Origin of the sequence: Enterococcus sp. 2STP (assembly GCF_032465635.1) — a bacterium.
GTDB classification, from domain to species: domain Bacteria; phylum Bacillota; class Bacilli; order Lactobacillales; family Enterococcaceae; genus Enterococcus_B; species Enterococcus_B lactis.
This window is the reverse complement of sequence record NZ_JAWDJH010000037.1, coordinates 99,769-114,134: the sequence shown is the minus strand read 5'-3', so window position 1 is coordinate 114,134 and position 14,366 is coordinate 99,769. Positions and strand designations below refer to the sequence as shown.

The following is a 14,366-nucleotide window of genomic DNA, read 5'->3' as shown; positions in this document are numbered from 1 at the left end:
GGCCATCTGTATTAATACAGATGGCCCCTCTTCACTAAAATACCATAACAGTTATGATTCGATGAAAATCTCAGGAGCATCGATAACTTCGATGACTTCTCCACCTTTTTTCTCGTCCATAGCAAACGAACCATTCGATGTTCGATCACCTATAGGAAAATCCGTTGGATCAATCGTTATCTGTTGTCCTTTTTGATTCATCAAGGTTATTTCTTTTGATCTTCCTTCCGACATATAGATAATGCGGTGCGGATTTTTTTTCAGCTCACGCATGACCGTCACTCCCCGCTTCGCACGTGAAGTTTGGCTGATTTCTTGAGCAAGCATGCGTTTCACAGCTCCTCGCTGAGTAACGATTACGATCGGCGTATCTCCGTCTGCTAACACAAGCAGCCCATTGACAATCCTATCTCCATCTTTCAAATTCATAGACTTCACTCCAGCTGCCTTTGCTCCAACAACGGGAACATCTGTTAAAGGATAGCGCAAGCCCATTCCTTGATGCGTTACTAAGAACACATCTAAGCCTGGCTGATCTTCTTTCAGATATACAGCAATAAGTTCATCTTCTTCCGCCTTTAGCTTCATACAGCTGAGCGGACGGCTCTTGTAGGTGCGCCATGGTTCGAACTCTGTCATTCGTGTTTGCTTGATCAATCCATTCTTGCTGATGAATACAAATGTTTTCTCTGCTTGGATTTTTTGATATGGGAAAACAGCTAAGATCGATTCATCTACAGACAGATTGGAGATTGTTTGAGAAATGTGTTCGCCAGCATCTTTCCATTTCAAATCGGGTAGTTCATGAACAGGACGGTAGATCACATTTGCTTTATTCGTAATCAGAAGAACATGGTCCAATGTGCTCAATTCACCTGAGTACAGCAAGTAGTCGCCTTCTCGCATCCCGATTTCTTCTGGTTTGGAAGCACTATAAGAACGAAGGCTTGTTCGCTTCACATAGCCTTCTCGTGTCACACTGACGATTACGTCTTCTTGCGCCACTAAAACTTGCGTATCGATTTTGATTTCTTCGATTTCGTCTTCGATTGTCGTCAGACGAGCGGAAGAGTAATTTTTTTTCACTTCTCGCAATTCTTTTTTCATAACAGAGAAAAGCTCTTTGTCGTTTGAAAGGATTTTATTCAACTCTGTGATTTGTGCAATCAAGCTTTCAGATTCCTTTTGAAGCTCTGTGATATCTGTGTTCGTCAAACGATATAGTTGCAATGTGACGATTGCTTCTGCTTGTTCTTCTGTAAATTGGAAAACGTCGACTAAATTCTTTTTGGCGTCTTTTTTGTCTTTACTTTCACGAATCGTTGCGATTACTTCATCCAGAATCGATAAAGCTTTCATCAGGCCTTCCACGATATGCTGTCTTTTTTGAGCTTTGGCTAAATCGAATTGGCTGCGTTTTGTTATGACTTGCTTTCGATGCTCGATATAACTTCTTAAAATGTCTTTCAGTCCAACTTGATGCGGAGTCATATGATCGATAGCGACCATATTGAAATTGTAATTGATCTGTAGCTCAGTGTTTTTGAACAAATAATTCAAAATACCTTGAGCGTTGGCGTCTTTTTTCAATTCAACGACAATTTGCAGACCAGTCCGATCACTTTCATCTCGTACTTCAGCTATTCCATCGATTTTCTTATTCAAACGGATCTCATCCATTTTTTTCACCAATGTCGCTTTATTTACTTCATATGGGATTTCAGTGATCACGATTTGCTGTTTGTTGCCCTTCATTGCTTCTATCTTTGTTTTCGAACGAAGAATAACTTTTCCTCGCCCTGTTTCATAAGCTTTTTTGATTTCATCTTTTCCTTGCAAGATCCCTCCTGTTGGAAAGTCAGGTCCAGGAATATATTCCATCAATTTTTCAAGGCTCGCTTGTGGATGATCGATCATATAGATTGTGCCGTCGATCACTTCAGCTAAGTTATGCGTCGGGATTTCTGTCGCATATCCAGCAGATATACCTGTCGATCCATTGACTAGAAGGTTTGGGTATCGAGCTGGAAGGACTGTTGGTTCTTTTTCTGTATCATCAAAATTCCACACGAGATCAACTGTTTCTTTTTCGATATCTGCTAGCATCTCTCCACTTAACTTGGATAATCTGGCTTCAGTATAACGCATCGCAGCAGGTGGATCACCGTCCATACTCCCGTTATTTCCGTGCATCTCGATCAGTACTTCCCGCAACTTCCAATCTTGGCTCATGCGGACCATCGCTTCATAAATACTGCTGTCACCATGAGGATGATAATTTCCCATGATATTTCCGACAGATTTTGCTGATTTACGGAATCCTTTGTCATACGTATTGCCATCTTTGTTCATGGCAAATAATATCCGGCGTTGCACTGGTTTCAATCCATCACGGATATCAGGCAGTGCACGTTCTTGGATAATATATTTGGAATAACGTCCGAAGCGGTCACCCATCACTTCTTCTAAAGTTAATTCTTGTACTTCTTGTCGATTTTCCATCAGGTGACCTCCTATTCTACTTCAAATAACTGATTATCTTCGTTTTTATCTGCTCGTTCTTCATCTAATAATTCATTAGAAACTGAAGGAGAGATTTCAGCATCCTCTTTTTTATCTAAGATACTGCCATCTTCTTCCAACGTAAATTGTACGTGATTTTCGATCCATTTTCTTCGAGGTTCTACTTTGTCACCCATTAGTGTGGTTACCCGACGCTCAGCTTGCGCAGCATCGTCGATACGGACGCGGATCAACGTACGGGAAGTTGGATCCATCGTTGTTTCCCACAATTGTTCCGCATTCATCTCTCCAAGTCCTTTATATCGCTGTAGCATATATCCTTTGCCGACTTTTTTAATCATTGCTGCCAATTCGTCATCTGTCCACGCATATTCAATGACTTGCTTCTTCCCTTGTCCTTTGGATACTTTATATAAAGGCGGTAACGCGATATATACTTTCCCAGCTTCAATCAGCGGTTTCATATAACGATAAAAGAAAGTAAGCAGTAATACTTGAATATGGGCGCCGTCTGTATCCGCATCGGTCATGATGATTACTTTGTCGTAATTACAGTCTTCGATAGAAAATTCAGGGCCGACTCCTGCACCAATCGTATAGATCATCGTATTGATTTCTTCATTTTTCAAGATATCTTGCATTTTAGCTTTTTCGGTATTAATGACTTTTCCTCGTAAAGGTAGAATTGCTTGGAACTTTCTGTCTCTTCCTTGTTTAGCAGATCCGCCGGCAGAATCCCCTTCGACTAAATACAATTCATTTTTCTTAGGGTTTCGGGATTGTGCGGGTGTCAATTTTCCTGAAAGAAGAGATTCGCCTTTTTTACGTTTCTTCCCATTTCGGCTTTCTTCTCTGGCTTTACGTGCTGCTTCTCTCGCTTCTCTCGCTTTGATTGCTTTACGGACCAACATCTGGCTCATTTCGCTATTTTCCTGCAAATAAAAGCCCATTTGTTCACTGATGACGTTATCTACTACGGTACGAGCAACTGGCGTACCAAGTTTTTCTTTCGTTTGGCCTTCAAATTGCAGAAGATTTTCAGGTACACGGATAGAGAGAACAGCAGCTAATCCTTCTCTGAAATCACTACCTTCCAGATTCTTGTCCCGCTCTTTCAGCAAGCCGACTTTTCTCGCATATTCGTTATAAGATTTCGTCATTGCCGCTTTCATTCCAGCTTCATGGGTTCCGCCATCTTTTGTCCGAACATTATTGACAAACGATAAGACATTTTCTGAATACCCATCATTGTATTGATAAGCGACCTCTACTTCGATACCTTCTTTTTCTCCTGAAAAATAAACGACCGGTGTCAATGTATCTTTTTCTTCATTCAGGTAATCAACAAATTCTTTGATTCCTTCTTCATAATGGAAAACTTCCTTGACTGATTCTTCTCCCCGAAGATCAGAAAGTGAGATTTTAACGCCTTTTAGAAGAAAGGCAGATTCTCTTAACCGTTCGGCTAAAATTTCGTATGAAAATTTTGTTGTACTAAATATTGTATCGTCTGGTAAAAAATGGACAATCGTCCCATTTGCTTTTTTTGTTTTTCCTATCTTTTTCAACGTACCGTCAGGTTTACCGCCGTTTTTAAATTTCTGCTGATACTCTACGCCATCTCTAACGATTGTTACAGTCAGCCATTTCGATAAGGCATTTACCACACTGGCTCCTACACCGTGAAGTCCACCAGAAGTTTTGTACCCTCCTTGGCCAAACTTTCCGCCAGCATGCAGCACAGTAAAAATCACTTCAACTGTTGGGATTCCGGAAGCATGCATCCCTACAGGCATCCCGCGTCCGCTATCTGCAACAGTTATACTATTGTCTTCATGGATGGTCACATCAATCTCACTGCCATATCCTGATAATGCTTCATCAACTGCATTATCGACGATTTCATAGACTAAATGATGCAAGCCTCGGCTGTCAGTGGATCCAATGTACATCCCTGGTCTTTTTCTAACTGCCTCTAATCCTTCCAATACTTGGATGGACGAGTCATTATATTCGTTGTTTACTTTTTTTGCCAAGGCAAACGCTCCTTCAATAATACTTTGCGGCAAAACCGCACCACGATTATCATACTAGAAAAGGTCGTGAAAAAAAAGAGGTTAGATGAGAAATCAATTTTAATTATCTCCTAACCGCTTTTTCGACATTCCTCTCTATCGATCATCTCTTCTTTGTGGTCATTTTTATTTTTGGTTTTCTTTCAACTTACCAAGTTCAATCTTGATACAGCGATCCATTACGATGTCTGTGCGTCCTGCTTTTCTTAGCATCTCATCTGCTTCTTCGTTTTCGATCCCTAGTTGTGCCCAAAACACTTTAGCATCGGTTTTCAAAAAATCAGCTGCTATTTCAGGCAAAAATTCGCTCCGTCTAAATACATCTACGATATCGATTGGATCATCGATTTCTGTTACATTCGCATAGACTTTCTCTCCTAGAATTTCTTCACCAGCCAATAATGGATTTACTGGTATGATTTTATATCCATTGTCTTGCAATACCTGTGCAACCATGTAACTTGTTCGCTCTGGTTTATTGCTCAAGCCTACGACGGCAATATTTTTTGCTTCTTTCAAATAGTTAAAAATCGTTTCTTGTGTTGGATTTTTTATAGACATTTCTGTCACCCCTTGCTTTTCTTTTTATTTCATCTATTATACTTCTATCTTTCATTTTTTCAATTGTTCCTGTTACCTATTCATGCTAAAATAAAGGATAGTTTTTAACTTGAGAGAGGGTAAAAAATGAAATTGATCTTATTACTTATTTTAGCATATCTTTTAGGTTCTATTCCTTCCGGTGTCTGGATCGGCAAATTGTTTTTCAAAAAAGATATCCGGCAACATGGGAGCGGTAATACTGGAACCACCAATACATTTCGGGTATTAGGCAAAACCGCCGGGATCGTTGTCCTTCTTATGGATATTTTAAAGGGTACATTGGCTACTTGTCTGCCGATGATTTTTCACCTTTCTGGGACTAACCCTCTTTGGTTTGGGGTATGTGCGATTCTTGGTCATACATTTCCGATATTTGCTGGGTTTAAAGGAGGAAAAGCTGTTGCGACAAGTGCAGGAATGCTTTTAGGATTTAATCCTGTATTTTTTGTTTATTCCTGTATCATTTTTATCGTTAGTCTATTTTGTACAAGTATGGTGAGTTTGAGCAGTATGATCAGTGCAGCGTTGATCACTTTATCCACGATTGTCCTTCCTTATGTAGCTCCTGTGATTTTGGCTAAGCCCAATTGGTTGCTGACGATCATTGCCTTTTTAGTCTCTTCCTTTATCTTCTATCGTCACAAAGACAATATCAAGCGTATCAGAAACCATACGGAAAGTCGAATCCCATTTGGTTTGAACAGCAGCAAGAAAAAATCCTGACACTTTTTCAGTCCAAAGAGATAAAACAGGAGTGTGACAAATCCATGTCACACTCCCTTTTTTCGAACAAACGATGTTCCAGAAGCTGACCACTTCTGCCACAACCTCTTATTACTTGATGTAGAATAGCTTTTTTACACCCTCTTACTTCACTGTGATCGAATATTTTGTCTTGAAGATTTCATGGGCACCTAGTTGATTGATTCCTACTTTTTCCATCAAGTTTCCACTGATATTCACCGTGTCAGCAATTCCACACCATGGTTCGATACAAACGAAAGGAGCTTCTTTTGGATAAGGAGACCAGATTCCTACATAAGGCATATCTTTATAGCTTAAAGTTATGCTATGGTAAGATTTTTCACTCCGAATGGCGTACGCATTTAGTCCTCTTGTTTCAAAAACCAATGCATCTTGATCAAAAAGCTCCCGATTCAAAGCCAAATTCGTATTTGTTTGTCCTAACGTCTTTTGATCCATATCAATGAATGGGCCTTTCAAAGGCAGGCGTAATCTTGATTTCAATGGAGAAAATGCTAGATAAAAGTCTTCGAATGACAATCCTTCTTCAAGAGGTACATTGAAAGCAGGATGTCCACCGATAGAAAAGAACATTTCTTCTTCACCTGTATTTGCTACTTGGTAATGGACCGTGATACCGTCTCCTCCTAATTCATAACTAATCACTAATTCAAAATCAAAAGGATATTTTTCTAATGTCTCCGGTGTACTCCGCAAGATGAAACTAGCCATTTCTTGTCCATGTTCAATGACTTCAAAATCCATATCTCGGGCAAATCCATGTTGTCCCATTTGATATGTTTTCCCTTGGTAAACATACTGGTCATCTTTTAAACGTCCAACAAAAGGGAATAAAACTGGTGCATGTCTGCCCCAATACGCTGGATCACCTTGCCAGATATACTCTAAACCGTGTTCTTTTGATTTTAAACTGATCAATTCCGCACCGTGTTCAGCGATTTCAGCGATCAGCTGGTCATTTTGAATAATAACAGTCATTGCCATTCCTCCAACTTCGACTTACTTTTTAAAATGGGAAGGCTGGAGCAAACATCTATATCCGCCCCAGTCCCCTTGTTTCTAATAACTATGTTTTGCCAATTCGTCTTTAAAACGGGAATTCAATACTTTTAAATAAGTTCCCTTCATGCCTAACGAGCGAGATTCAATGATTCCAGCTGATTCCAATTTTCGTAAAGCATTAACGATCACAGAACGAGTGATTCCGATGCTATCGGCGATATTAGAAGCAGTCAAACGTCCTTCATCTCCATCCAATGCTTCAAAAATGGCTTGTACAGCCTTTAACTCGCTGTAAGACAATGTGTTGATTGCCATTTGAACAGCCGTTGCACTCCGTACATCAGCTTCGATACTTCGAGACTTCTGATAAAGAATCTGCATACCGACAACCGTAGCTCCATATTCTGCTAAGACAAGATCGTCATCTGCAAACGATTGTTCCATGCGAGATAAAATGATCGTCCCCAGACGTTCGCCAGCTCCAAAGATTGGAACAACGGTCGTCAAACCAAATGGGTATTTTTCTCTTGACTCTACCGGAAACGCAGTAATATCACTTGTAATCGGGATATTAGCTTCAGTTTTCATCAGCTGTGCCACTGTATCAGTGTAAGATTCAGGGAATTGTTTCTCAACAAACATTGTTTTGATTCGTTCATTATTCACATCGTGACGTTCATTATAACCTAGTAATACTCCGTCACTTCCTATGATATAGGTGTTACTGTCAAGAATACCACCTAATGTGACAGCCATTTTATCGTAAGGCAAATCTGCTTGCATGTCAAAAGTATTTTTTTGCTGCAAAAGTGTGTTTATCTTGCGGGTTTTCGTTAGCAAGTCTGTCATGGTCGTCCTCCGATTTTATAAAATATAGCGACTTAAATCTTCATTTGCCGCAATTGAGCCAAGTTTGTCATCAACGTATGCTTCTGTAATCGTTATTTCACCCATTTGCATATCTGGTGCTTCAAATAATAGGTCTTCTAATAGTTTTTCCAAAATAGTATGCAGTCTACGTGCACCGATATTATCTGTGTCACGATTGACATCGAAAGCAATTTGAGCGATCCGTTCAATTGCTTCTTTTGTAAATGTAACTGACACATTTTCTGTACCAATCAATGCTACATATTGTTTTATTAAAGCATTATTCGGTTCAGTCAGAATTTTCACAAAATCTTCAGCTGTCAAATCATCTAATTCTACCCGTATTGGGAAGCGTCCTTGAAGTTCTGGAATTAGATCACTTGGTTTAGACAAATGGAAAGCTCCTGAAGCAATGAATAGGACGTGATCTGTTTGGATGATTCCGTATTTTGTGTTTACTTGTGAACCTTCGACAATTGGCAATATGTCTCTTTGGACGCCTTCTCTGGATACTTCTCCAGATTGCTGTGATTTAGAAGTAATTTTATCGATTTCATCGATAAAGATAATCCCGCTTTCTTCCGCTAATTTGATTGCCTCACTATGGATATCAGCATCCTTGACTAGTTTTGCTGATTCTTCTTTGATTAATAACTCTAAAGCTTCTTTGACTGTTACCGTCCGTTCCACTTTTTTCTTTGGTGTTAGAGCACCTAACGTTTCATTTAGGTCGATCCCCATTTGCTCCAATCCATTGTTCATCATTGGTGCAGGTTTCTTTTGATCTTCGACTTCAATGGTTACTTCACGATTGTCCAGTAATCCCTTTTGTAGTTGTTCCAAAACTGTACGGCGGTTGATCCGAATATCTTCTGTCACTTCTTCTTGTGGTTCAGCGTTGTTTTGCTGACTAGCATTAAAAAGATTCATCATTTGTTCAAATTGATTAGTGGATTGTTTCTGTTCTTTTTTTATACCAGGCACTAAGATTTTTACCAAACGTTTTTCAGCATTTTTTTTAGCACTTGTGTATACACGGCTGTATTGCTCTTTTTCTACGATTTGGATCGCATTTTCTACTAAATCCCGGACCATTGATTCTACATCTCTTCCGACATAACCGACTTCAGTAAATTTTGTTGCTTCGACTTTGACAAATGGTGCATTGACGATTTTGGCCAAACGTCGCGCGATTTCTGTTTTACCGACCCCTGTAGGTCCGATCATCAGCATATTTTTGGGTGTAATATCTTGTTGCATTTTTTCATCTAACTGCAAACGGCGGTAGCGGTTACGCAAAGCGACGGCAACAGATTTTTTTGCTGCATGCTGTCCTACGATGTACTCGTCTAATTCACTTACGATTTGTCTTGGTGTTTGTTTCAATTCATACATATTTACTCACCTCTTACAGTTCTTCTACGATAATATTATGATTAGTAAAGATACAGATGTCTGCGGCAATATTTAACGCATTTTCTGCAATTTCTTTCGCACTCATGTCATTTTGAGCATAATTTTTCATTGCTCGGGCTGCGGCCAACGCAAAATTTCCGCCTGATCCGATAGCTAAGATGCCATCATCTGGCGTAATCACTTCTCCTGTACCTGAAACAAGAAGCATTTCTTTCTCATTCATTACGATCAGCATCGCTTCAAGTTTTTGCATAGATTGCTGTGTCCGCCATTCTTGAGCTAATTCAACAGCTGCACGTTGCAGATTTCCATTGTATTCGTTCAGTTTGCCTTCAAATTTTTCTTCTAAAGTAAATGCATCTGCGACACTTCCGGCGAAACCTACAACGACTTCGCCATTGTAGATACGTCGTACTTTCTTTGCTGTGCCTTTCATGACAACAGATTCACCCATTGTTACTTGGCCATCTCCAGCCATGGCAAATTTTCCGTCTTTTTCGACAGCACAGATTGTGGTTGAATGAAATGGTGATTCGACCATGTTTGCTTCCTCCTAAATTTGTTCTTTTCCTTATTTTACGCTCTTGGATGGAATGAACGATAGTTTTTTTGTAAACTTTCTTTTGTTACATGGGCATAGATCTGGGTAGTTGATAAATTGGCATGTCCTAACAATTCTTGGACTGTCCGCAAATCTGCCCCATTATTTAATAAATGAGTGGCGAATGTATGACGCAGCATGTGGGGATGGATATCACTATCCAAGCTGCTTTTTTTGATCATCTGATTCAAGACATATTCAATACCAGTAGGCGTGATTGGTTTTCCATGATGATTCACAAAAACAATATCATGCTCTTCGTGATATTTTGTCATCAATACCTGACGGCCTTCTGTGAAATATTCTTGTAGAGCATCTTGGGCAAAAGAACCTAGAGGCGCGTATCTCTCCTTGTTTCCTTTACCATGAATCAACATGACCTCTGAATCAAAATCAATGTCTGATACCAACAGATTGCTACACTCGCTTAAACGGATACCAGATCCGTAAAGGACTTCCAGCAAAGCGCGGTTCCTCAAATCTAGAGGACTATCTCCTGCTACGCTGTCAAAAAGTGCTTGCATTTCATTTTCATAAAAAAAGCGTGGCAATCTCAAATTTTTCTTTTTGAGATGAACGTAAGAAAATGGATTTTCTTTTATCACTTCTTCTTTGAGAAGGTACTGATAAAACGAACGTAGGCTAGCTATCTTGCGACTGATAGAGTTTCTGCTATAGCTGGGGCGATGATCAGCTAATGCACTCAAATAGACACGAACCGTAAAGTATTCCGCCTTCAGCAGATCAGCGTCTCCAGATTCCTCCAAGAAATGTTTAAAATGGAGAATATCTTCTTCATATGCTTCTTTCGTTTTTTCTGAATATCCTCTTTCGACAATCAAATAACGCAAAAATTTTTGTTCCCACGTGGCTTCCGTCATTTTCTCACCTTCCTTTTGTCCCAGAGAATAATTTAGCACAGCGTCTACAAAAAGACAAATAAATTGTCAGAATTTAACCAATATTTCTAAGTTTGTTCACAATTAATGCAATTCCTCACATTTTGTTTGAGAAATCCTTAAGAAAAACGCAAGAAAAAGAGCGAGACTATCCGTCTCACCCTCTTCATCGAGTTTGCTCACTCATTTGGGACTGCTGTTTTTTCTAATTCTTTTTTTATTGTCTCATTCGCTTTTAAAGCGCGTTGGGCAATTGCTTCATATCTTGCTTTTTTGTCCCGAATGCGTTCCGGCAATTCAGGAAACAGACCGTAGTTGGCATTCATTGGTTGGAAATGTTTTCCTTCCGCATGAGTAATGTAATAAGCCATGCTTCCAATAGCTGTTTCTTGTGTAAACTCGACTGGTTCCATTTCTTTTGCTAAGCGTGCGGCATTGATTCCAGCAAGTAATCCGCTTGCTGCACTTTCAACATAGCCTTCTACACCAGTCATCTGACCTGCAAAGAACAAATCTTCGCGTTTCGTTGATTGATACGTCGGTTTCAGTAATTCTGGCGAATTCATAAAGCTATTTCGGTGCATAACACCATAGCGAACGAATTCAGCATTTTCCAATCCAGGAATCATCCGGAAAACACGTTTTTGCTCGCCCCATTTCAAGTGAGTTTGGAAGCCCACGATGTTGTATAAAGAAGCTGCAGCATTGTCTTGACGTAGCTGGATAACAGCATAAGGGCGTTTGCCAGTTTTAGGATCTTCCAATCCAACTGGTTTCATAGGACCAAAAAGCATTGTTTTGAATCCACGCTGTGCCATTACTTCGATTGGCATACATCCTTCAAAATATTTTTCTTTTTCAAAAGATTTAAGTTCTGCCACTTCGGCATTGATTAGTGCCTCATGGAAAGCTTTGAATTCCTCTTCTGTCATCGGACAGTTCAAGTAAGCTGCTTCTCCTTTGTCATAGCGGGACTTCAAATATACTTTATCCATATCGATCGTAGCTTTGTCTACGATCGGTGCAGCTGCGTCGTAGAAATAAAAACCATCTGAACCATTGAATGCTTTGATGCTTTCTGCCAATGGATGAGAAGTCAGCGGTCCTGTTGCTACTACGGTGATTCCTTCTGGTATTTCAGTAATTTCTTCGTTTATCACTGTTACTAATGGATGCTCTTTGACTTTTCGGGTAATCGTTTCAGAAAAAGAATCTCGGTCAACAGCTAAAGCACCACCAGCTGGCACTGCTGTTTCATCTGCCGAAGTGATTACTACTGAATTCAATCGTCGCATTTCTTCTTTCAATAATCCTACTGCGTTAGCCAAACTGTTTCCTCTTAGTGAATTGGAACATACTAGTTCAGCAAAATTACTTGTGTGATGCGCCTCAGTCGATTTGACTGGACGCATTTCATATAAACGGACAGGTACTCCTGCTTGTGCGATCTGCCAAGCAGCTTCACTTCCGGCAAGTCCTGCTCCAACAACATTTACCATTTTCAATGAAAGAACCTCTTTTCTATTATTTTTGGATGTCTTCTTCGTAGTCTCCATTTACACAGACTACTTGTTTGCCACCTTTGACTTTCTTTTCGACCAGATATCCGTCACATTTTGGACAATTTCTGCCCACTGGTTTATCCCAAGAAGTGAATTCACATTCTGGGAAACGAGAACAACCGTAGAACAGTCTGTTTTTCTTAGATTTTCGTTCAATGACTTGCCCTTCATGACATACTGGACAAGTCACACCGATTTCTTTTACGATCGGTTTGGTATTCCGACAATCAGGAAAATTGCTACAAGCATAAAACTTCCCGTATTTCCCTAATTTTATCACCATCGGATGTCCACAGACATCACAATCGAATCCTGCTGGTTCATCTTTGATTTGGATTTTTTCGATTTTTTCTTCCGCATTCGTCAGTTCTTTTTCAAACGGTTTATAGAAACGATCGACTACTTTGACCCACGCTTCCGTGCCTTCTTCGATTTTATCCAAATCTCCTTCCATTTCTGCTGTGAAATGGATATCGACGATTTGAGGGAAGAATTCACAGATCAGCGAATTGACAATCTCTCCTAATTCTGTCGGCTCAAATCTTTTTTGTGTCAATTTTACATAGTAGCGTCTTTGGATCGTATCAAGTGTTGGTGCATAAGTGGAAGGTCGCCCTACCCCGTTTTCTTCTAGTGCACGAATCAACGTAGCCTCACTGAAACGTGCAGGTGGTTGAGTAAAATGCTGTTTTGGTTCAATATCAACAGATTGGACGACATCGCCTTCTTCAAGTTCTGGAAGAATATTTTCTTTCTCTTCTTTGCCGTCATCTCTACCTTCCACATACACTTGCATGAATCCTTTGAATTTGATTTTTGAACCGTTCGCAATGAAGATCACACCATTTTGTTCTAATGTTACTTTCATTGTATCCAAAATAGCCGGCGTCATCTGACTAGCCACAAAACGTGACCAGATCAATGTATAAAGTTTCAATTGATCTTTATCTAAATATTGTTTGAGTTCTTCTGGTGTACGAAGCACACTCGTTGGACGCACAGCTTCATGGGCATCTTGTGCGCCTTGAGCATTTTTGATCTTTCGGTGATCATGTCTAGAAAATTCTTTTCCATACGTATCTTCAATAAATGCTGCGGCCTCTGCTTTTGCTGTATCGGCAATCCGGGTAGAATCAGTACGCATGTATGTAATCAAGCCGACTGTTCCTTGTTTACCCAAAGTGATTCCTTCATATAATTGTTGTGCTACCATCATGGTTTTTCTTGTTCGAAAGTTTAATTTACGGGCAGCTTCCTGTTGCAGGCTACTTGTAGTGAAAGGATTCGCAGGGTTTCTTTTGCGCTCTTTCTTTTCTACTTTTTTAACTTCGAAGTCTGTTCCATCAATTCTAGCAGTGACTTCTTTTACACTTTGTGCATCTGGTAATTTCTTTTTCTTACCGTCGATTCCCCAGAAATTTGCTTTGAATTTCTTGCGAGCTTTTTTAAAATTACCGTCGATGCTCCAATATTCTTCTGGAACAAATTCTCGGATCTCTTTTTCACGGTCAATAATAATTTTTAAAGCGACAGATTGGACACGTCCTGCACTTAACCCTTTCTTGACTTTGCGCCAAAGAATAGGGCTGATCGAATAACCAACGATTCTGTCTAAGGTACGACGTGCTTGCTGTGCATCTACTAAATCTACATCGATCGTTCTTGGTTCCTTAAAGGCTGCTTTGACTGCATCTTTTGTGATTTCATTGAAGACCACCCGATTTTTTTCTTTCAGATCCAACCCAAGTAGGTACGCTAAATGCCAAGCAATCGCTTCTCCTTCTCTATCCGGGTCACTTGCCAAGTAAACTTTTTGAGCTTTTTTTGCTGCGGCTTTCAGGCTTTTGATGACATCGCCTTTTCCGCGTATAGAAATATAATGGGGTTCATAATTGTTTTCAAAATCGATACCCATTTTACTTTTCGGTAAATCTCTTATATGGCCAACACTGGCCATTACTTTATAGTTTCGTCCAAGATATTTCTCAATCGTCTTGGCTTTTGCAGGTGATTCTACAATCACTAAATATTTATACGCCATTACTGAATG

General features: G+C 39.8%; 11 protein-coding genes. 1 reads left to right on the top strand and 10 read right to left on the bottom strand.

What is annotated here, in order from left to right; all coding sequences use genetic code 11:
- Positions 1 to 51: 51 nt before the first annotated feature.
- From parC to RWU19_RS13835, 3 genes are all read right to left on the bottom strand, one after another.
- Complete coding sequence (gene parC, locus RWU19_RS13845; RefSeq protein ID WP_002290233.1) at positions 52 to 2,502, bottom strand: DNA topoisomerase IV subunit A; 2,451 nt, start codon at positions 2,500 to 2,502, stop codon at positions 52 to 54.
- An 11-nt stretch (positions 2,503 to 2,513) separates the two neighbouring features.
- A complete protein-coding gene (gene parE, locus RWU19_RS13840) occupies positions 2,514 to 4,559 on the bottom strand; it encodes a DNA topoisomerase IV subunit B (protein WP_070770712.1) in 2,046 nt (681 codons plus the stop codon).
- A 165-nt stretch (positions 4,560 to 4,724) separates the two neighbouring features.
- Positions 4,725 to 5,159 (bottom strand): CoA-binding protein, encoded by a 435-nt coding sequence (locus tag RWU19_RS13835; protein WP_002315197.1) that lies wholly within the window; start codon positions 5,157 to 5,159, stop codon positions 4,725 to 4,727.
- 126 nt (positions 5,160 to 5,285) lie between these two features.
- On the opposite strand from RWU19_RS13835, the gene plsY reads away from it, so the two are divergent.
- Positions 5,286 to 5,924 (top strand): glycerol-3-phosphate 1-O-acyltransferase PlsY, encoded by a 639-nt coding sequence (gene plsY / locus RWU19_RS13830; protein ID WP_002290229.1) that lies wholly within the window; start codon positions 5,286 to 5,288, stop codon positions 5,922 to 5,924.
- Positions 5,925 to 6,068: 144 nt separating this feature from the next.
- Here plsY and RWU19_RS13825 read toward each other — a convergent pair whose 3' ends face one another.
- The 7 genes from RWU19_RS13825 to topA all read right to left on the bottom strand — a co-directional run bounded on the left by RWU19_RS13825 (position 6,069) and on the right by topA (position 14,357).
- A complete protein-coding gene (locus RWU19_RS13825; RefSeq protein ID WP_123837997.1) occupies positions 6,069 to 6,944 on the bottom strand; it encodes an aldose 1-epimerase family protein in 876 nt (291 codons plus the stop codon).
- Positions 6,945 to 7,025: 81 nt separating this feature from the next.
- Positions 7,026 to 7,817 carry a GTP-sensing pleiotropic transcriptional regulator CodY gene (codY, locus tag RWU19_RS13820; RefSeq protein ID WP_002290223.1) on the bottom strand — a complete coding sequence of 264 codons (792 nt, stop codon included), beginning with the start codon at positions 7,815 to 7,817 and terminating at the stop codon, positions 7,026 to 7,028.
- A 15-nt stretch (positions 7,818 to 7,832) separates the two neighbouring features.
- Complete coding sequence (hslU, locus tag RWU19_RS13815; RefSeq protein ID WP_002290222.1) at positions 7,833 to 9,233, bottom strand: ATP-dependent protease ATPase subunit HslU; 1,401 nt, start codon at positions 9,231 to 9,233, stop codon at positions 7,833 to 7,835.
- Between the two features lie 13 nt (positions 9,234 to 9,246).
- Positions 9,247 to 9,795 carry an HslVU peptidase proteolytic subunit gene (gene hslV, locus RWU19_RS13810; RefSeq protein ID WP_002290221.1) on the bottom strand — a complete coding sequence of 183 codons (549 nt, stop codon included), beginning with the start codon at positions 9,793 to 9,795 and terminating at the stop codon, positions 9,247 to 9,249.
- A gap of 35 nt (positions 9,796 to 9,830) precedes the next feature.
- Positions 9,831 to 10,736 (bottom strand): tyrosine recombinase XerC, encoded by a 906-nt coding sequence (xerC, locus tag RWU19_RS13805; protein ID WP_002290220.1) that lies wholly within the window; start codon positions 10,734 to 10,736, stop codon positions 9,831 to 9,833.
- Between the two features lie 197 nt (positions 10,737 to 10,933).
- On the bottom strand, positions 10,934 to 12,310 hold the full coding sequence (trmFO, locus tag RWU19_RS13800) for an FADH(2)-oxidizing methylenetetrahydrofolate--tRNA-(uracil(54)-C(5))-methyltransferase TrmFO (protein ID WP_123837996.1): 1,377 nt from the start codon (positions 12,308 to 12,310) through the stop codon (positions 10,934 to 10,936).
- Positions 12,279 to 14,357 (bottom strand): type I DNA topoisomerase, encoded by a 2,079-nt coding sequence (topA, locus tag RWU19_RS13795; RefSeq protein WP_002290218.1) that lies wholly within the window; start codon positions 14,355 to 14,357, stop codon positions 12,279 to 12,281. The genes trmFO and topA overlap by 32 nt, the downstream gene beginning before the upstream one ends.
- Between the last annotated feature and the right edge of the window lie 9 nt (positions 14,358 to 14,366).